Source organism: Bradyrhizobium sp. F1.4.3, assembly GCF_040548375.1.
Lineage (GTDB): Bacteria > Pseudomonadota > Alphaproteobacteria > Rhizobiales > Xanthobacteraceae > Bradyrhizobium.
Map to the genome: position 1 here is coordinate 180,672 of NZ_JBEPRN010000001.1, position 20,540 is coordinate 201,211.

Here is a 20,540-nt window from a genome sequence, read left to right on the forward strand (position 1 = left end):
GATCTCCAGACCCGTCGCCGGCCAGCGCCCATGACTGCACAGAGGCGATCCGATGATCGATATTTCGAAGCTCTTCGATCCCTATTCACGACAGGCTCGCCTGTTTCCGGGCTTGCTCACGCTGTTTCCGATCATCCTCACTGCGATCGCGTGGTTTCCCCGGCTGGTCACCTCGAGCTGGGGCGCCACGCTGGTGACCATCGCGACGTCCTGCGGGCTCCTGTATGGCTTGAGCGTCCTGAGCAGATCGCGCGGCAAGAAGGTGGAGAAGCGTCTCCTGGCTGAATGGGGAGGTTGGCCATCGACGATCTGGCTGCGCCATAGGGAAGAACATCTTCCGCCGCCGGTGTTGGCCCGATACCACGCGTTCTTCGTGAAGAACGTGCCGTTGTTCGTTACGCCAAGCCCGGAGCAGGAGAGGGCGGATCCGAAGGCCGCGGACGCCATGTACGCATCGGGGGTGAAGTGGCTTCAGGAACGTTGCCGTGGGAAAGCCTATCCGCTCGTCGAGAAGGAGAATGCCGAATATGGCTTTCGCCGGAACCTGCGCGGATTGAAACCGATAGGGGTCGCCGCCTGCTTGGCGGCTCTTCTGATTTCGGTTCTCACGGTCGTCTGGCGTTACGACAACATCATCCCAGCCGTGTCCAGTTTCTCCATGTCGGCACTTCTCGCGGCGTTGGCGGCCATTAAGCCCGCAGCGATCGGAGCGATTTGCGTCGATCTGGTCGCATTGACGGCCTGGTTTACCGTCGTACGCGACGATTGGGTTCGGGACGCCGGCGATCAGTTCGCACGGGCCTTGCTGGCCTGCTGCGACACGCTTGAGGTGCCGGCTGCTGCTCAGCCGGCCTCATCCGGAAAACGTCCACGGCGGGCATCGACCGCGACCGGGGAAACCAGGTCCCGGCAGACTCGCTCGGAAGGCGGGGAATCATGATCTCAGACGCGAGGAGGAGATGCATCTCCTCGCGTCGATCCATCGGCTCAATATCAACTATCCGAGGTGGACTCATGCGCTTGCGGAATTTGGAGAAGTATAAGACGGGTGGCTCTGGCAACAACTTGACGCTTGGCATTCCGCTACCGAAGACGCCGGATGGCCGGGTGTACCGGTATTCACCCAACGAAGACGCACATCCGCGCCTCTTTCTTCTGGGCGATCGAGTATCGGATTTCACCCTACCCGAGGCCTTGACGTCTCGCATGACGCACGCACCCGGTACGCCAGGCACAGTCTGTCCGTATAGCGGCGTTCTGGACGACGACGAGAACTTTACGCATCCCGACGACCTCGCGGCTGCCAAGGAAATCGTCGCTCATGCCTTTCACGCCGACGCCGCGGCGGCAATCCATGGCATGTTCGATGACCTCGCCCGGAAGAACGCTGGCAACAAATTTTTCAAGGTGACGACTGGCACACGGCCGTCGCCCAAACCCGCACCGCGGTTCGCTCGAAACGATCTTCTCCGCGAGTTGGTATGCGACGAGTGCGGCCGGGACTACGGCGTCTACGCCATTTCCTTGTTCTGTCCGGATTGCGGAGCGCCGAACATTCACTTGCACTTTGCGCGGGAAATCGCGCTCGTCCGGGAGCAGGTGGAGCTCGCGGGCCAACTCGGCTCGGAAAGGCATGAACTCGCATACAGGATGATGGGCAATGCGCATGAAGACGTACTGACGGCCTTCGAAGCGACCTTAAAGACGGTATACCTGTACAAGGCGACCACTCGGCCGCCCGATGTCGCGGCGACGAAGCCGGTCGCCAACGACTTCCAGAACATCGAGCGCGGCCGCAAGCGCTTCGCCGAGTTCGACTTCGATCCGTTCGGAACTCTGACGGCCGACGCTCTTGCCGTCCTGACGCTGAACATCCAGAAGCGGCATGTCATCGGACACAATCTCGGCGTGGCCGACGCGAAGTTCGCCGAACATGCCGCTGAGGCCCGACTGGGCGAAACCGTGCCTTTGGTCGGCGACGACATCCTGCAATTCGCCGCGATTGGTCAGTTGGTGATCGACGGTCTCGACGGATGGCTCGCTGCAGGCGGAGCTCCGCCGCCGGCTAAAGACAGGCTGAGCATTCCGCTGATCGCGCCGCCAGCAAAGAAGAAGTCCGAGCTGAAGATCGGCGAACTCGGGCCATTGGCGATTCGGATAGGATTGTGGGTATCGGAACAATCCCAAAAGGGCTTCGACTGCTTCATTCCCGAGCAAGACCTCATCGAGGCGTTTCCGGAATCCAACATCGACGATTTGGCGTTTGCCGTCGCCGAGCTCGAAAGCGATGGCTATCTGAGAACGAACTCGATGATTTCCACGCGGCTTCCGCGGATGTTCACCACCGCAGAGCTTTTTATCACGTTCGATCCCCATACCGGGCAAAGCACCCCCGAAACGGACGTGGTTGCGCTCGTCGATCTTGCTCTCGACAAATCTGGGACCGGGACTGTCGATGCGGAAGAATTGCATGCGGCCTCCGGCTGGCCGCTTCGACGCTTCAATCCACCTTTCGCCTACCTGGTGTCGCGGATCGACGATAGACGGGTCCTTCATGGAGGCACGGAAGACTATCCATCACGCGGCTTTCTGATGACCGATGGCGATCGGGTTACGCTTCAGCGCTTCGCGGCCCGTTTGCGCCGATGATGGTCATCTTATGCCGGCCTAGGTCGATCCTATGCGGGGGGGGGCGCCCCCAAATCCGCACCCCGCTCGCCCGGCGAGCGGAATTCGCGCTGATGCTCGCGGCCGGGCTCGTCAAGATCTTGCCCGAGACCGGAGCGGCACCGTTCCTGCTCGGGGCACACTATGCGCTCAGCGCATCGCTTTGGTCACTTGCATTTCTGACCTGGCTGATCGGCTTCTTCCCGCTACTGAGGCATCCGCTCCGTGAATCGAATTCGGGGGGGCCCTACGCAGGACATGATGCCATAGCGGCGCCTACATGAATGGGGGCGTCAGCCGCTGCGGGAGGCGCGTGCGACTTTCGGAGCCTCGACAACCCCGGGAGTTGGACGCTATATTGGAACATAGTAAGAACTAATGCTTTGGTTGCACTCTTTCGAACCACCCTCAATAGCAATATTACCCAGCATATCATTAGTTTAAGGGGCCGACTCGACGAATCCATCGCGATGAAGTCGGTCCAAGGAGCGGCGTCCATTGTCCTTGTTCCGCCACATACACGACGACGCGTTTCTGGCCTTTTCGCGCGATCACAAGCACCTGTATGCGGCGTGTCTGCTCGACCTCCATGAGCGCTTCTTTTCGGGTGCGCCGGCGTTTCCGACACCTCAACAGGTTGTCCACGCCGTCTATGACGTCATGCGAGCGAACCCTGCGTTGTGGAACGAGGGTGACGATTTTGGCGCGCTACCGGAAATGATCTCGGCGGGCCGCCGCCGCATCCGTAAGGTGGATGTCGCGTTCGCCTCCGAGAAGGGCGACAAAGCCCTCGGCTTGGCACGGCAACTCTACGCCCGGCTAGTCGCCTGGGGATGGCTCGAGGAGGAGGAATACGGCCTCCGGGTCACCGTCGACATGGCGATGGGACCTCTCTTGGTCATCCAGCGCTTGGCGAGTCTCAACAAGGACCTCTCGCAGCGGTTTGGCGGCTTGATCGTCCAGATCCGCCTCAACCTCGAGGCCGTCGAAAAACTCAAGCCTGAGATCACCGACCGCAAGCAGCGCGAAGCCGCACTCGCTGTCCGAGAGGCGCGCAACCAGGCCGACCAGTTCACCAAGAGCCTGCGGGCCATTCTCGCCGACCTCAAGCGCATCCGCCGGACGGTGATGGAATCGAAGACCGTGGGCACTCGCCTGGAGGCCTTCTTCGAAGAGTTTGTCGACCAACTCTTGCTGAAGGACTTCGAGTCCATCCTGACCGTCAACCATCCCTACCGATTCCGCGACGCCATCGTCGACCTCGCCCGACGGATCTCCTACACCCCGGAAACAATGCAGGTGCTCGCCGAGGAATACGTGGCCGCCAGTATGGCATCCGATGTCGAGGACGGGCGAATGGCCGCCGCGGACGATCTTTTGGCCATCGAAAACATCTTCGAGCAGATCGGCGAGATGTTCGATCGGATCGAGACCTTCCGCAGGCAGCTCGAGGCCCGGGTCCGCAACACGATCAAGTACGCCGAACGCGGAGCCCAGGGACTCGTCGGACGGGCTGGCGATTTGGTGCGGCGCCTCGATGCCCTGCTGCGCGATGGCAAGCACGACAAGGCGACCGTCGAGTGGAGCGTCGAGCCGCTGCGCTCGCCGTGGTCGGAGCATCACCAGGCGCCGACGAGGCAGCCGCGCCGCCCCGTCGAGGCAAGGGAGCTCGCCGGACCGCCGTCCGATCCCCTTTACGAACTGCGCAAGCAACTCCGGCTCGAGTACATCGCGCGCGTTGCGCCGCGTCCGGAGGACGTCCGCAGGTTCCTCGAGGGACAGGTCCCGCCCTTCGGAACCAGGGAGGCGCGCTTCCTCGAAATCGCGACGGTCGACGACTTCCTCGCGTTCGACACCGCGCGCCGGTACGCCCTGACCGGTGAAGTGCCGGCGCATGTCGCCGGCAGTTTCGACCTCGAGCCGTCGCTCGATACTCCGCCGCACGACAGCGAATGGCTCAGATGCGCGAATTTCGTGATCCGGCGCGGCGGCGTCCGCAAGGGAGAAGCGCATGCTTAGCGAGTTCGAAAATATCGAGCGCTCGGCGGGTGCCGATAAGGCCGCCGATTTGCGCAAGGCCTTGCACTTCCTGCTGCGCCGGCAGTTCGTGTTCGCGGGCGATCCCCGAACCGGCACCGTCTACAACACGATCATGGACGGGCGCTTCCGCGACGCGGTCGACGGCTTCTTCGACACTTGCGGCTATCGCGTCCATCGCGATCCGGAAGCGCAATGGGCCGGCATCGTCGCCATGGACGAAGACGTGCCGCTGCCGCGGATGAAACTGGACGAAACCATCGTGATGCTGGTTCTCGCCGCGTACTGGCAGCAGGAGATCAACGCCGGCGCGATGGAAGACCGGGCGGTGGTCGTCGCCACCCTCAACGATCTTTTCGACCGCTATCGGGAGATGGTGCAGCCCAACGGCGGCAGCGCCATCTCCGGTCAGCGCTTCCGCGACATCCTCAGAGAGGCTGGCCAGCGCAGCCTGGTCGAGATCGGAGACTTCGATAACGAGCAGCAGGACTGCGAGGTCCGGATCCGCCCCATGATCAAGCTGATCAGCGGCGGCGACGCCCTGCACAGACTGGAGCGCTACGTCCGCAGCGAGGAAGCCCGCTTTCCGCGGGACGCTGGAGGCGAGGCATGATGGAATTGCGACACCTTGCCATGGTGAACTGGCACCTGTTCGACGTCGCCGACATCGCTGTTGCCGGCCACATTGGGGTGCTGGGCGAGAACAGGTCCGGCAAGTCGACCATCCTCGACATGGCGCAGGTCGTTCTCACTGGCGGCAACCGGCGTTTCCTGCGGCTGAACGCCGTCGCCGGAGATAGCGGAAAGTCCCGCAGTGGATCCAAGAGATCCGTCGTCGACTACTGCCTCGGCACGCTCGGCGAAGACCAGCGCCGTCGCGATGAGGCCCGAACCTACGTTGCGCTCGGATTTGAGGATACCGACGGGGAGCGACCGCCGGTCACGATCGGCATGGCTTTTGAGGCGCGAAAGTCCGATAGCAAGGAGACGGTGCTCGCGCTCTTCGTCGTCGTCGGCACTCTGCTGACCACGGAGAACTTCATCGAGCGTCGCGGGTCGCGGCAATTTCCGGCGCAATGGGAGGACGTCCGCGCCCGGATAATCGCCTCCGTGGGCGAGCAGAATTTCATCAATCACCGGGATCGGGCCGGCGACTACGTGCGCGAATACATGCGCCATCTGGTACCACACGCGCCGTACGGCGAGCAGAATGCCAGCGCGTTGCAGAAGTCCATCGTGAACGCGATGACCCTTGACCATAACCAGACCGCCACGCAGTTCGTCCGAGACTACATTCTGGAAGACAGCCGTATCGGCATCAAGGAGCTGCGTGAGTCGATCCAGACCTACCGCAACATCAGCGAGACCATCAGGAAGATGAGGGAGAAGCTCGACGCCTTGAAGGAACTGCGGGCGATCCTGACGAGGATGGAGGCGGTCCTCGAGACGAAATTCCGCGAGGAATGGATCGCCAGGCGAGCCAACTGGCTGGCGGCTAGGGCCGCGAATCGCGACTTCCGGGCCAAGCTGGGCGACGAAAAGGCGCAGCGGGCCACGGCGACCGCCGAGCTCGCTTTCATCGACGCGGACGTCAAGGCCATCGACAAGGAAATCGAGCGCCTCGCGACGGCGATCGCGGAACACGATCTGAAATCCGGCAGGAAGGAATTGGCTCAGAGCGCCATGATGGCCGATCAGGCTGCACAGAGGGCTATGTCCGAGTTCCGGAGCCGGGTCGAGAGTATACAACGGCTCCGTCCGTTGGTCGCCATGTATGGCTGCGGCTTCGACGACTTCATTCCCGCGGTCGAGAAGCTCCTCGGCGCAGCCAAGAACGTCGAAATTCGCGCCGTATCCGACGACCTCTCGGCGGCCGAGCAGGTATTCTTGTCGTCGGCGCCGACGTGGTCGGCCAGGGTCGACGAAGCGAGACAGGCCATCATGGCCGAGACGTCGAAACTACGGGCCCAGCGCGGCGAACTGCTCGAGCGTATCAGCCAGCACGCATCCGGAGGGGCGCGGGCGCATCTCGAACCGGACACCGACAAGCTGTGTCTCAGACTTCGGCAAAAGGGAATGGCGCCGCGTGTGCTGTGCGAACTGATCGAGGTGACCGAGCCCGAATGGGTGGGGGCCGCCGAAGCGCTTCTCGGCCGCGACCGGGATGCGGTGTTCGTCGACCGACCGGACATCGGCGCTGCGACGGCGATGTTCAAGGAAGGTCGCCGCGAATTCCGGAAAACCTCGCTGGTCAGCCTCAACAAGCTGGAGCAGTTCAAGGCCAAGCCGGATCGTGGAACGTTTCCTTCGATCTTCCGTACGGATGATCCGGATGCGTTGTCGTTCATCATGCGGCGCTACGGTTCCGTACGCCTGGCCGATACGCTCGAACAATTCAACAAGCCGGGCCGCGCCATCATGAAGGACGGCCTCTACGACGACGGTTTGGTGCGTACCCATCGCTCGATCGACCCTGCGCAGCACAAGATCGGCAAGGCCGCCCAGGCGAACGCGCTCCGCGCGCTGCAGGACCAGGCGGATGCGCTGCTGGACGCGCTTTCCGGGAAGACGAGGGAGGCGGAGGCGGCCGACGGTGCGTTCGCGGCTCTAAGGTCGCTTTGCGCCGACCAGAACGCCAGCCTGAAGACGTGTGCGGCCGCCTTCTCCGTCGCCGAGGCCGAGAAGGCAGATGTGCAGGCCAGGCTATCGGCCCTAGACGACGCCAGCGACGGCGGTCTTCGCGCGAAGAAGAAGGTGCAGCTCGAGTTGAAGGAACGCCGCCGCGGCGAGCGGGAGACGCAGCAGAAGGCTTTCAACCAGCACGACCGCGAGGTGCGGTTCATCGAAGGAAAGCTGGGCGACGGAGAAAACGTGCCAGGCTCCGAACTCAGCTTGAGGGTCGCCCGGTCGATCTTCCTCAGGAATCGGCCGCTCTACTCCGCGATGAAGGGCCGCGCCGCCTACCGGTCGCGTCTTGATACGCGCGCTCAAAAGAACGAAGCCGAGAAGCATCGCTCCATCGCAGACAAGGCGCTGAAGGATGCCGATTCGTCGGACGCGGAGCGTAAGGGGATCGAGCGCCAGGTACGGGAGTTCCTGGACGGATACTTCGAAGAATTCGGCACGAGCTCTCAAGTCGGCATCGAAAGTGAGCCGCTCCAGGAAGTGAAGCCTTGGATGGAGCAGTTGATCGAGGACATCGAATCCAACGAACTGCGGAGATACGAACGGCAGGCGCGCGAGGCGGCCGAGAAGGCTTCGACGCTGCTGCGCGGCGAGTTCATCAACGCGCTGACCTCCCGGATCGGAAAGATGGAGCGGGATCTGCAGTCACTGAACCGCAGCCTTCAGGCCCACCCCTTCCACAGCGAGCGCTACTCGTTCCACCGCACCCAGGTCGTGGAATTCCAACCCATCCTGAAGATCATCGAGATCGGCAAAACGTCTCCGGAGGCATTGGACATGCTCTTCCGCGGCAACGTCCCCGACGACTTCCCCCACAAGGACACGATCTTGGCGCTGGAGGCGCTGCTTGAGGATCCGGCGAAGGACTTCACTCAATTCGAAGACTACCGCAACTTCTACACTTTCGAGATCCACATGGAGGACGTCGCCACAGGCCGGTCGACCCGCTGGGAGCAGCGGCGCGGCACCGGTTCCGGAGCCGAACAGCAGGTGCCGATCTATGTCGCCATCGGCGCTTCGCTCGCTGCCGTCTACGGCAGCGCCGAGCGGCGCACCGGCAAGCCGTCCGGCTTCGCGCTCGCCATGTTCGACGAGGCTTTCTCCAAGATGGACGGCAAGAACCAGCGGCAGATGATGAGCTTCTACAAGAATCTTGGACTGCAGTTCGTAATCGCGGCGCCGTTCGAAAAGCGGGTCGCGGTGCTGGAGCACATGGACACCATCGTGGAAGTGGATCGCATCGGCGAGCAGTCGAGAGCAACCGTGGTCGTGCTGAAGGAAAGGGCCAAGCGCGAACTGATGGCAATTGACCCGGACCTGATGTCTGAAGATCAACTCGCCGCGCGCCTTGCGGCTGAGTAGCCATGGCTCCGCGCTTTACCGATGCCGACGAATTGCTGAACGACCTCTTGGACCGTCACGAAAGGGGGGCCGCGAGCCCCATCGCGCATCCGGATTACGACGCGTTTCCTTCCGTGGTGGCTGCCGACACCTTCCTGAAGCAAATTGCGCGCGCCGGCGAGGCGGGCGCGGTCGGTCTCGGAATGGGGAAGGGCGCCAGGCGGGATCAGATCGCGCACGTCAGGCTCCGCTCGGCCGACGCCCTCTATGGTTATCTTGGTCGCGTTCCGGCCGGACGGCTCGCGCAAGACGCCGGCACGCGGCTCGTCGCAGGCCTCGCTTTAGATGCCCGCCTGGTCGGGGCTGTCTCCTTGATCACGGATGCCTGGGGGAGGGGGAAGAGCTGGCACGGATTCGCCTCGGCCGATGTCGACAAACTGCGCGACGGCTTCGCTCTCGCCCAGGCGATCCTGAACAACAAGCATCTCGACGTCGATTACAAGACGTTTTCACGAAGGACTGTGGGCCATAGCAAGACGCTGGAACACATCGAAGGCGTCGTCGTGCGGCTTCTCGGCGGCATCCTCGAATTTCCGCCCGGCGCCCGTCCCAGAGAGGCACTGCGGACTATCGGCCTGGAACGTTTCGCTCCACCTCTTTTGATTTCGGGGCAGATTGATCTGGAGGGAGCCGATCTGTCCCGGACCTACCTCCATTATCTCGGAATTGCGCCCAAGGAGGCGGATCGCATCCGCTTCCGAAAGCCGCCCACCTATTTTCTGACCATCGAAAACTTCGCAAGCTTCAACAGGCACATCGCCGAGGCGGATCCCGGTCGGCTCGGAACGACGATGTACGTGGGCGGGTATCCGTCGCTCGCCACCCAACAGGCGCTGCGGACGATCGCGGGAATGGTATCAGAACGCACGCCGCTCTTTCATTGGTCGGACATCGACCCGGACGGCACCTGGATCTTCCATACGATCGAGCGCGCCGTCGGCCGCCGAATTTATCCTCATCTGATGAACGTCGAGATCGCTGAAAGATCCGGGCATGTACCGCAGAGGAAGGCCGCGCCTGCGCGGTCTCCTCCAGGCTCCGGCATTGCGGCGTTGGCGGCGTACTTGGCCAAGGATGGCGCCAAGACGCTCGAGCAAGAGGAGCTCGATCCAGTACTACCGGTGCCTTTCTCGAGCGATACATGAAGCGCGTTGTCGGCGGCCCACTATCGGGCTTTTTTGCAACTTTCAGTCCTAGCGCATCAGCAGAAATTCCAACCCAACAAGGTTAGGCCCATTTCAGCGCCTTGCGACGCGTGCCGTCGGGGTCTTTATCGGATCCTAGACGTAGATTGGCGTTCTCAACGCCAGTGAGGTCCTTCGCGAACGCCCTCGGCCGGAAGGATCAGCATGGTTTCTCCGAGGGGATGAGGACCGGTCGGCGCGATGCCCACCCACTGGAGCGTCTCGTCGAACGCCCACGCCTGGTCAGGCGGGCTTTCGGGTACGAAGTAATGGCAATACACGTACTCCAGAGGTTTTCCCCTCGGATCGAAAGCCTGCGCTCGCTCGATGATCTTCCGATGTCGGGCGCGCTCTACATCGTCTCCTTCGACGGCCTCGAAGCCGATGTGAACGATACCGGGGCGACCCGCAGGAAGTTGGTCGCTGGCTTCCGATAGCTTCGTCGTAATGTCGCGGGCCTTGGCATCGATGGCTTCGGGAGAGGCCGATTCCCAACGGAGCAGCACGGCAAGATCGCACTCGCGCACATATCTCGGGTTTTCCGCGAGCTTTAAGCGGCTCAACTGAATGTAATTGGCGTGCCTCACGTAGCGGCCCGAGAGCAGCTCCAGCATACGTGAGCTCGACGCGAGCACATGGTGATCGTCGAGAACCTCGCGCAACGGATCGAGATCGAGCTCGCCCATCGCGCCATACGATATATCGTCGCTCCAAAGCAGCGAAGGCATGTCGGACCGGAGCCACTCGAGCGACTTCTCGGTCAGATAAGCGGGTGGCACCCGATCGATAGGGATGCGGAAATGGACATCGCAAAATGCGCTCTGCTCATTCTGGGAAAACCCTGCCGCGCTGGGGCGCCATAACTCGCGCATCGCGGCTCGTTCCCGTTCGCCGTATTGGCTCGTTTCCAAGCGCTTGCACTCGACCGCGAAGGAGCGCGAGCCGATTTCGACGTCCATATCGTATGTCCGGCTCAGCCCGCGTCGCTCAGGTACGAATTTTACCCGCGCGCCCGACGAGCGATAGGCGGATGCGACGAGCAGCTCGAAGAGCCCGCCATTTGGTTGACGCCGTTCACTGCCGACCAGGCGACGTGCCCGTTCTTCGACGCCGTCGACCGAAAGAAGCAGATCGAGACCGCGCCCGATCGCCTTGAACACCGGCACTACCCGCGATCCGAACGTCGGCTCGAAATTCCAGACATGATCGATGAAAGCCTCGGCCAGGAAGAGATACCAGCCGAATGCGTCGGACTCATCGAAATATCTGCCGCGGTCGGTCTCGTCGACACGACCCAGCGACGCCGCGTACAGGCGATTGGCCGCAGCATTGCGCCGCTTCTTCCACTCGTCCTGGCCAATAAGGTCGCGAAAGTAGGTCACAGCCCGCCGGACATCCGGCTCATCCGGCCAGTCATCGCTCCGTTTGTCTGGAGGTCGAAAGAGTGTTGCCGGAAATTCCTTTGGGGCGAAGGCGTCTCGACGCTTGCTTTTCATGAGTTAAAGAACGCGCAGTTGCTCGGGTTTCTGATTGATAACCAAGGGCGCGCCGCGCTCTTTTCACGCCGAAAGAGAGCGGGCAGGCCGATTACACCCAAGTATGCCTCCGTTGCCAACGAGGCAACGCAGGTTCAAAGAAGTTACGAGTTCCGATCGCCAAGCAACTCGAGCAGCACTTACTCGCAATGTGACCGTCGGGGGGATGAAACGATCCCCGCAAGTCACCTGTCGGATCTTGGCCGGGGAAGACGTCGATACCATCTCAGTCATAGGCTTCCACCCGCGTGGCAAACTCCAGCGTGCGTGCGGGACTGAAGCCCGCCCGATTCGAAACGCCGTGATTGAAAAGAAGTATGCCCTTCTTCGTGTCCTGGGGTTCGACCCCACGACGCAGGAGAGCGTTCACCACGACTTGTCGCGGATGAGTTTCATCCTCGGGCCCGGCGGAGATGACGCAACCAATCGACCTTCTGGATCCGAACCCCGAGACATTTCCGACGATCCGATTGAGCAATGCAGGGGAGATGTTGTTGCGGCTGCCGTGATGCGGGACCTGGAATACGTTCAGAGCGGTACCGAACTGAAGACCGATGGCGATCCCGTACGACACGGCAGCGTCAAGAGCCCTCAAGCCGGCGTCCGCCGTCAGGAGGATGTTTCGACCGTCGATCTGACCGTACAAGACCACACTGGATTCGTTTTCCGCCGCCGTGATGCCGCCTTCACGGAGCGTCTCGGTGAACAGGTCCTCCGCGATGATGCGCCGAATCTCCGCCGCCACGCGTCGCCCGATCCCTGTGAGCCAATGCCCCAGGAAGACGAGGAGTTGCTGCGCGGGCTTTGGGGTGTCCCGGAATTGGGGGAGGAGGCCCTCGTACATCGCCAGCGTCGGCGAAAGCACCGTGAAGGGTCCGATCCTCGCGCCTTGAAACGGAGGCTGAAGCGACGTGCCCCGCTTCAGAGCCAAGTCTCGGATTTCGCTGACGATCGGGTAGGCGCGCCGCAAGTCCGCAGTGAGACCTTCCAGCGTCCATCGAGGATCGTGGAAGTAATCCATCATATTTTTCGCGTGGTATTCGGGAACGTGCATCCAGAGATTCTGCACATTCAGTTGCGAGATGACTGCGCGGAGACCGCTGATGTGATCGTTATCCGGATGCGTGCTGACGACGTGCTCAACCGTGTTCGTGCCGTACACCGACCGCACATGCTCGACGATTGCTTCGCCGGTTTCCTGGAATCCAGCATCGATGACAATCACGCGCCACTCCGCGCCCGTCCAGTAGCGCATTGTTATCGCGTCGCCGCTGTTGGTCCCCGACCCGACGGGATGAAAATCTATTTCGTAGGCCATAGGGTGGTGTCCAGAAAGCAATGTTGGCTACGTTTGGGGAGAAATGCCGCCGCCCTAAGCGGCACCCGGTCCACGCTTGTTCAACAGCCGGTCGATTTCCTGGAGACGTTTCTCCGTCAATCCGGCTTCTTTTGCATATTCGGGCCAGCGATCTATGGCACGCTGAACTTGTTCGACGAACTGCTCGGCTTCCGTCTGCGGAATCGACGCATTTTGCGCAACCTTTAGAATGTGCTTTTTGGTCGGGTTCTTCCCTTCACCGTCCACAGCTAGATTGTGTTCGCCCCCGGGGCCCTCCGAGAGCGTGAGGTCGTACGCCGGCGTCGGATGCCAAACTCCATCCTTTGCAAGCAGGAAAGCGTGATTTTTCGCGTGATCGTCCCGGTTGTGTGCGAGGACATTGAAGATCATCCGGACGAACATCTGGCGCACGTGACGCTCGTCGCGCGTCAGAAGCCGCGTGACTTTCAGCAGCGTATCGTAGTCGATGGACGGAGCCCGATGATCGGCCTCCAACAGCCCGCTCACCGTCTGTACATGCGCGCTCCCACCCTCGGTTCTGTCGAACCTTTGGACGGCGAAATAGCTGCCCTTCTTGGTTTTGATGAGCTTAGTGGCGGGCATATCGACGCCGGCTGCCTTCGCCATAAGAGAGTAGGCGTACTCTTCTTTTCCTATTTCGGAGTGATCGACGTTCGATTTGAACTTTACCAGCCAAGCTTCGAAGCCTTCCGGAAGCTCGGTGCCGGTATCGGCTACGATCTTACCGGTCTTGCCATTCAAGCCGATCATAATCTTGGGGCGGACGCCGGCGGAGCCACCTTGGATTTCGAGCAGACGATCCACGTCGGCTTCGTCGACCTCGCCTTGGACCGCCTCAGCTTGTGCAGCAAGCCAATCGAGGTCGACGGCGTCGCCGGCGGCTTTGCTAAGGGAATTATCGGGAATGTAGCGCAACGCTCCCATGCCGGTCTGGCCGACGTATGCCAGGCGGTCTAGAGGCGTGAGGAGCCTGAAGTCGTATCCGAGGTTTTGCAGATGACGGTCAAGGAGTAGGCGGCCCCAACCGTCGGGGAGGCTATCGTTGAACATGCCGTGCAGCCCGGCGAACGGCGAATTCGGCGCCGGCTTTGCTCCCTCGCCGACGGGAAGCTTGAATGGAGATACGTTGAGGCGCCTCGCGGCGAAATCGGGGTGGTACTCGAAATACGCCCGGCGTTCCTCTTTGCTCCATGCCAATGTTCCTACCTCGATCTTTTCGCCGTAGAAATCGAGCGACACCCCCAGCTTTTGGATGCCTTGGGGCGGTTTTCCGTTTGGGACCTTCGGCTTCTTCACTTTCTGCGTCCCCGAATTCTGACAGGCTTGGAAATCACGTCTTCGATCGACCTGTGCGGCTTCGGAGGAAACAGCCCCTCGAATTCCTTTTCGGCGCCGAGAGCGAACGCGATGGCTATGAGGAACTCTAAGGAAGATTTGCCTGTGCGCTCGAATTGCTTCAGCGTGCCCAAGCTGACCTGAGCGCGAGCGGCAAGCCCCGACTGGGTTAAGTTGGCCTCTAATCGCCGTTGCTTTGCGCGGTTCGCTATATCGGAGGCAACGTCTTGGGGTGAGCTTAAATTAAGGGATATATCCATAGCCTCTGTTCCCATTATTTGCCAATAATAGATATTATATTATCTCTTATAAGTCAAGATTGGCGGGTCTCCCAGGCGCGTCCTCGCGACCCTTCCCAATGGGATGTAATCCTGGCCGCGGAAGGAGAGGGCGCCGATGCCGGGTTTTCGTTAGGTGGGTCGAAGGCTATTCGCAGCTCTGCGATCGTCCTTGGACGGCGGACCGGAACCTGCGCAATCGGGAGAGACCGTCTCGGTGATCGTTGTGGATCCCGAAACTGGATTGATTGATCGCGCCGAGATGGGACGGACTGCGGCCGGGATTGATCACGTTCTGGGAGGAGCAGCAGTGCCGTTGCTGAATGCTCCCGGCGGCGACGTCGTCTACGGGAAGGCCCAAGAGGACGGCTGACGCTGGAAAAAGGACGACTGCGTGTTTGGTGGCCGCTGCGTGATTGTCGGGAGCGACGCGACGAACACGCCCGCCGAGCCCGTCGCCAGCGTCAGGGTACTTCGACGGGACGTGCGCTTCGGTCCGCCAGGCAGACACTCTGGTTCGGATACGACAAGCATCCCATGAGGATGACCGCTCCTCCGAGCGCTTGCCCCTAGGCCGATCCAATCAAGCGCCGCAGCCTGCACAGGCTCAGGGTGCGCCAGCAACAGCCCAAACCCAGTCCCGATGACGGCCGGTAGATCCCGTCGACGAGCGCAGCGTGGCTCGGCCTATCGCAGTGTAAGTTATCCTGCGATAGGCCGAGCTATCGCTCAGTGCCAAAATTGAATCTCGAAGCGCCAACACCGCCGGTGACAGAATTGAGTCTTCCAGAACCAGGGGCCGATCGAGCCGCGACAAGCGTGAAGACGCCGCCGGCCAGAAAGGCCAATTGCATCAGTAGGCGAGTGACAAAATCAACCAGAGGCCCCAGTGACAAATTCAAACGCGAACGACATCGGATTTGGCTGGCCTGACCTGCATGCCCGTATCTGTAATTCGCATAAGGTATATTATGGAATATCTTTATATATAATTAGATCAGATGTTTAGGCGTAATTCCTACCATTGCGTCTTCGGTTCAGCTCCGTTTGCGCCGCCGACGATTGAGTTCCCACCGAGCTCTTGACGGCTACTGTGCATGGGGTTGTTTTCGCGTTTTTGTGCCGGGCCCGATCACGCCGAAAGCCGATGTTGCCGCGACCTTGTCCGGCTGCAATAAGCGAGGCTTCGCGAGATCGCAGATGACCTTCGAGCCTTCCGTCCGTATAGGTTTGCATCTCACAACAAAAACAAACTTCCGAGGAAGCAGACCCATGAGTTTTTCCCGCCGCACGCTTCTCAAGGCCTCCGCCGCGACCGCCGTCTTTGGCGGCATCAGCGCGCCCTATGTGGCCCGTGCCCAGGCCGCCGAGTTCTCCTACAAGTTCGCCAACAATCTGCCGGAGTCGCATCCGTTCGTGGCGCGCGCCCGTGAGATGGCCGCCGCCATCAAGACCGAGACCAACGGCCGGTTCGACTTGCAGGTGTTCCCGAACAGCCAGCTCGGCTCCGACACCGACATGCTGAGCCAGGTGCGCTCCGGCGGCGTCGAGTTTTTCACGCTGTCCGGCCTGATCTTGGCGACGCTGGTGCCGGCGGCCTCGATCAACGGCATCGGGTTCGCGTTCCCGGATTATCCCACGGTCTGGAAGGCCATGGACGGCGATCTCGGCGCCTATGTGCGCGGCGAGATCAACAAGGCCGGCCTCGAGGTGATGGACAAGATCTGGGACAACGGCTTCCGCCAGACCACGTCCTCGACCAAGCCGATCAACGGCCCGGACGACCTCAAGGGCTTCAAGATCCGCGTGCCGGTGTCGCCGCTGTGGACCTCGATGTTCAAGGCATTCGATGCCTCGCCCGCCTCGATCAATTTCAGCGAGGTCTATTCGGCGCTCCAGACCAAGATCGTCGAGGGCCAGGAGAACCCGCTGGCGCTGATCTCGGCGGCCAAGCTGTATGAAGTGCAGAAGTACTGCTCGCTCACCAACCACATGTGGGACGGCTTCTGGTTCCTGATGAACCGCCGCGCCTGGCAGGCGCTGCCGGACGATATCAAGACGATCGTCGCCAAGAACGTCAACGCCGCAGCCGTCAAGGAGCGCGAGGACACCGAGAAGCTCAATGCGACCGTCAAGCAGGAGCTGTCGGGCAAAGGCCTGGCGTTCAACCAGCCCGAGGTCGGGCCGTTCCGCGACAAGCTGCGTGCGGCCGGCTTCTACAACGAGTGGAAAGGCAAGTACGGCGAGAAGGCCTGGGAGCTGCTCGAAAAGTCCGTCGGCAAGCTGTCGTAACGCGTCAACAATAGGGGCCTTGCCATGGCTCATGTCGAGATGACGCCAGCCGTGGCCGGCGAGGTGGCAACACCCCCTCGCCGCCGGCCCGTGCTCGGGTCCATCGAGCTCGCACTGAAATGGCTGGTCGAGATCCCGGCGGCGATCCTGGTCGTCGCCGAGGTCGTGATCCTGTTTGCCGGCGTGGTCTCGCGCTACGTGCTGCATGCGCCGCTGGTGTGGTCCGACGAGCTGGCCTCGATGCTGTTCCTGTGGCTGGCGATGCTGGGCTCGGCGGTCGCGTTCCGCCGCAGCGAGCACATGCGGATGACGGCGCTGGTCGCAAGCGCAGGACCAAGGCTCTGGGCCTACCTGGACGTGGTCGCGACCTGCGCCGCGCTGGCGTTCCTGCTGCTGATCGTCCATCCGGCCTATGAATACGCCTACGAGGAAAGCTTCATCACCACGCCGGCGCTGCAGATCTCCAACACCTGGCGCGCCGCGGCGCTACCCGTCGGCATCTGCCTGATGGTGCTGTTCGCGCTGCTGCGGCTGCTCCGCGTCGGCGATCTCAAGACGTTTCTGATGGCCGTGGCGACGGTCGTCGTCGTGATCGGGCTGTTCTGGCTGGCGCAGCCGGTGCTCAAGCCGCTCGGCAACATCAACCTGGTCATCTTCTTCGTCGGCGTGGTCGGCTTCTGCGTGTTTGCAGGCGTGCCGATCGCGTTTGCCTTTGGTCTGGCGATCTTCGGCTATCTGGCGCTGACCACGCGGACTCCGCTGATGGTGCTGGTCGGGCGGATGGACGAGGGCATGAGCCATCTGATCCTGCTCTCGGTGCCGCTGTTTGTATTCCTGGGGCTGCTGATCGAGATGACCGGCATGGCGCGGGCCATGGTGGCATTTCTGGCGAGCCTACTCGGCCATGTCCGCGGCGGCCTGCATTACGTGCTGGTCGGCGCGATGTACCTGGTCTCCGGCATTTCCGGCGCCAAGGCGGCGGACATGGCGGCGGTGGCACCAGTGCTGTTTCCGGAGATGAAGCAGCGCGGCGCCCGCCCCGGCGATCTCGTCGCGCTGCTGGCGGCGACCGGCGCCCAGACCGAAACCATTCCGCCGAGCCTCGTACTGATCACCATCGGATCGGTGACGGGCGTCTCGATCTCGGCGCTGTTCACCGGCGGCCTGCTGCCCGGCGTCGTGCTGGCGATGACGCTGTCGGGGCTGGTGTGGTGGCGCTATCGCGGCGAGGATCTGAGCCATGTCACGCGTGCAACGTCGGGTGAGATCGGCCGTGCGTTCGTGGTCTCGATCCCTGCCCTGGCCCTGCCCTTCGTGATCCGCTACGCGGTCGTCGAAGGCATCGCGACCGCCACCGAAGTCTCGACCATCGGCATCGTCTACGCGCTGATTATCGGCCTTCTGATCTATCGCCAGTTCAACTGGCGGCGGCTGTTGCCGATGTTGATCGAGACGGCCTGCCTGTCCGGCGCCATCCTGCTGATCATTGGCACGGCGACCGGCATGGCCTGGGGCCTGACCCAATCCGGCTTCTCGCGGGCGCTGGCGGCCGCCATGACCGGCCTGCCCGGGGGCTCCGCAACCTTCATCGCGGTCTCGATCCTGGCCTTCGTGATCCTTGGCAGCGTGCTGGAGGGCATTCCCGCAATCGTACTGTTCGGGCCGCTGCTGTTTCCGATCGCGCGCCTGGTTGGGGTGCACGAGGTGCACTACGCCATGATCATCATTCTGGCGATGGGTATCGGGCTATTCGCCCCGCCGTTCGGCGTCGGCTATTATGCCGCCTGCGCCATCGGGAAGGTCGATCCGGCCGAGGGCATCCGGCCGATCTGGGGTTATCTGCTGGCGCTGCTGGTGGGATTGATCATCGTCGCGGTCTTCCCGTGGATCTCGATCGGATTCCTTTGAGGCGGCGTGAAGGAGGGTGTCGATGAGTGAGCGGCAGAACCAGTACAATGTCGGCCTGGACAAGACCCCCGCCAATTACGTGCCGCTGTCGCCTCTGAGCTTTCTCGCGCGTAGCGCCGCGGTCTATCCTGATCACGTCAGCACGGTTTATGAGGGCCGCAGCTTCACGTGGGCGCAAACCTACGAGCGCTGCAAGCGCTTGGCCTCGTATCTCGCCGGCAAGGGCATCGGCGTTGGCGATACCGTCGCAGCGATGCTGCCGAATATCCCCGCTATGAACGAGGTGCATTTCGCGGTCCCGATGACGGGCGGTGTTCTCAATGCGCTGAACATCCGCCTCGATGCCCCATCGATCGCGTTTCAGCTCGATCATGGTGGCGCCAGGATCATCCTGGTCGACCCCGAGTTTTCCGGCGTGATCACCGATGCGCTGTCGCAGATGAGCGGGCCAAAACCGTTCGTCATCGACGTCGACGACGCATCCTTCAAGGGCGGCAAGCGCATTGGCGAGATCGAATACGAAGCCGCTGTCGCGCAGGGCGACCCGAATTTCACCGCCATCCCGCCCAAGGACGAATGGGACGCCATCGCGCTGAGCTACACCTCGGGCACGACGGGCAATCCCAAGGGCGTCGTCACCCATCATCGTGGCGCCTATCTGAACGCCGTCAGCAACATCCTCGCGGGCAACCTTGGCCAGCACCCCGTCTATCTCTGGACGCTGCCGATGTTCCACTGCAACGGCTGGTGCTTCCCCTGGACCATCGCGGCGGCCGCCGGCATCAATGTCTGCCTGCGCAAGGTCGAGCCGACCAAGATCTTCGAACTGATCAAGACGCACGGCGTCACCCACATGTGCGGCGCGCCGATCGTCTACAACACGCTGATCAATGCACCGGACGCGCCGAAAGGCAATGCTGCCCGCCGCGTCGTCGGCCTGATCGCCGGCGCGGCGCCGCCGGTCGCGGTGCTCGAAGGCGCGGAAAACATCGGCATCAGGCTCACCCATGTCTACGGCCTGACCGAGGTCTACGGCCCCGCCTCCGTCTGCGCCGAGCAACCCGGCTGGGACGAGCTTCCGGCCGCCGACCGCGCGCGGATGAAGCGCCGGCAGGGCGTACCCTACCCGCTCGAGGAAGGCGTCACCGTCATCAACCCGCAGACCATGCAGGAGGTGCCGCGCGACGGCGAGACCATCGGCGAGGTCATGTTCCGCGGCAACATCGTGATGAAGGGCTACCTCAAGAACGAGAAGGCGACGAAGGAAGCCTTCGAAGGCGGCTGGTTTCACACCGGCGATCTCGGCGTGCTCGACGCGCACGGCTACGTCATCATCAAGGACCGCTCCAAGGACATCATCATCTCCGGCGGCGAGAACATCTCCTCCGTCGAGGTCGAGGACATCCTCTACAAGCACCCGGCCGTGCTGTTCGCCGCCGTGGTGGCAAAACCCGATCCGAAATGGGGTGAAGTGCCCTGCGCTTTCGTCGAATTGAAGGACGGCGCAAGCGCAACGGAGGCCGAGATCATCGCCTTCTGCCGCGGCCACATGAGTGGCTTCAAGACGCCGAAGGCGGTCCTGTTCGGGCCGATCCCGAAGACATCGACGGGAAAGATCCAGAAATTCCTGCTGCGCAACGAGGTCGGCTCGGCGAAGGCGATTTCAGCGTGAGCTGAATTCCCGTCTCGTATTCCCGTAGGAGCGCGGATTGAGCTGCGCCTCCGCGGCCTGCTGCGATTCGCCTGAAACCGATCGGGCATATTTGGCGACATCGGGACACCACAGGAAAAGATTGGAAAACGTTAGAGACACATTTACGTTTCCATCTCGTCGGATTCGCTGATTCCAGGTGATTCG

The 20,540-nt window shown here is 61.9% G+C and carries 13 protein-coding genes; 9 read left to right on the forward strand and 4 right to left on the reverse strand.

The genetic code is table 11. The features are described 5' to 3' along the window. The first annotated feature begins 52 nt into the window (after nt 1–52). The 6 genes from ABIB73_RS00990 (at nt 53) to ABIB73_RS01015 (ending at nt 9,935) form a co-directional block, all read left to right on the forward strand. Nucleotides 53–940: a hypothetical protein gene (locus tag ABIB73_RS00990; RefSeq protein WP_354220548.1), complete on the forward strand. Its 888-nt coding sequence runs from the start codon at nt 53–55 to the stop codon at nt 938–940. 125 nt (nt 941–1,065) lie between these two features. Continuing rightward, entirely contained in the window at nt 1,066–2,649 is a 1,584-nt protein-coding gene (locus ABIB73_RS00995; RefSeq protein WP_354220550.1) for a hypothetical protein, read from the forward strand. Nucleotides 2,650–3,165: 516 nt separating this feature from the next. Beyond that, on the forward strand, nt 3,166–4,686 hold the full coding sequence (locus tag ABIB73_RS01000) for a Wadjet anti-phage system protein JetA family protein (RefSeq protein WP_354220552.1): 1,521 nt from the start codon (nt 3,166–3,168) through the stop codon (nt 4,684–4,686). Nucleotides 4,687–4,735: 49 nt separating this feature from the next. Further along, nucleotides 4,736–5,317, forward strand: coding sequence for a DUF4194 domain-containing protein (locus tag ABIB73_RS01005; RefSeq protein ID WP_354220554.1), 582 nt, complete (start codon nt 4,736–4,738; stop codon nt 5,315–5,317). Further along, nucleotides 5,317–8,751 carry an SbcC/MukB-like Walker B domain-containing protein gene (locus tag ABIB73_RS01010; protein ID WP_354222507.1) on the forward strand — a complete coding sequence of 1,145 codons (3,435 nt, stop codon included), beginning with the start codon at nt 5,317–5,319 and terminating at the stop codon, nt 8,749–8,751. The genes ABIB73_RS01005 and ABIB73_RS01010 overlap by 1 nt, the downstream gene beginning before the upstream one ends. A 2-nt stretch (nt 8,752–8,753) precedes the next feature. Beyond that, complete coding sequence (locus tag ABIB73_RS01015; protein ID WP_354220556.1) at nt 8,754–9,935, forward strand: Wadjet anti-phage system protein JetD domain-containing protein; 1,182 nt, start codon at nt 8,754–8,756, stop codon at nt 9,933–9,935. Nucleotides 9,936–10,090: 155 nt separating this feature from the next. On the opposite strand, the gene ABIB73_RS01020 is transcribed toward ABIB73_RS01015, so the two are convergent. The 4 genes from ABIB73_RS01020 to ABIB73_RS01035 all read right to left on the reverse strand — a co-directional run bounded on the left by ABIB73_RS01020 (nt 10,091) and on the right by ABIB73_RS01035 (nt 14,464). Then, on the reverse strand, nt 10,091–11,356 hold the full coding sequence (locus ABIB73_RS01020; RefSeq protein WP_354220558.1) for a transposase: 1,266 nt from the start codon (nt 11,354–11,356) through the stop codon (nt 10,091–10,093). A 379-nt stretch (nt 11,357–11,735) separates the two neighbouring features. Further along, entirely contained in the window at nt 11,736–12,827 is a 1,092-nt protein-coding gene (locus ABIB73_RS01025) for a ComEC/Rec2 family competence protein (RefSeq protein ID WP_354220560.1), read from the reverse strand. Nucleotides 12,828–12,881: 54 nt separating this feature from the next. After that, complete coding sequence (locus tag ABIB73_RS01030) at nt 12,882–14,165, reverse strand: type II toxin-antitoxin system HipA family toxin (protein WP_354220562.1); 1,284 nt, start codon at nt 14,163–14,165, stop codon at nt 12,882–12,884. Further along, on the reverse strand, nt 14,162–14,464 hold the full coding sequence (locus ABIB73_RS01035) for a helix-turn-helix domain-containing protein (protein WP_257194719.1): 303 nt from the start codon (nt 14,462–14,464) through the stop codon (nt 14,162–14,164). Before ABIB73_RS01035 ends, ABIB73_RS01030 begins: the two co-directional genes overlap by 4 nt. A gap of 1,290 nt (nt 14,465–15,754) precedes the next feature. Here ABIB73_RS01035 and ABIB73_RS01040 point away from each other — a divergent pair. The 3 genes from ABIB73_RS01040 to ABIB73_RS01050 are packed head-to-tail and all read left to right on the forward strand — an operon-like array spanning nt 15,755 to nt 20,354. Next, nucleotides 15,755–16,774, forward strand: coding sequence for a TRAP transporter substrate-binding protein (locus ABIB73_RS01040; protein ID WP_354220564.1), 1,020 nt, complete (start codon nt 15,755–15,757; stop codon nt 16,772–16,774). 24 nt (nt 16,775–16,798) lie between these two features. Continuing rightward, nucleotides 16,799–18,682, forward strand: coding sequence for a TRAP transporter large permease (locus tag ABIB73_RS01045; RefSeq protein ID WP_354220566.1), 1,884 nt, complete (start codon nt 16,799–16,801; stop codon nt 18,680–18,682). Between the two features lie 22 nt (nt 18,683–18,704). Further along, complete coding sequence (locus ABIB73_RS01050; protein WP_354220568.1) at nt 18,705–20,354, forward strand: acyl-CoA synthetase; 1,650 nt, start codon at nt 18,705–18,707, stop codon at nt 20,352–20,354. Nucleotides 20,355–20,540 lie beyond the last annotated feature (186 nt).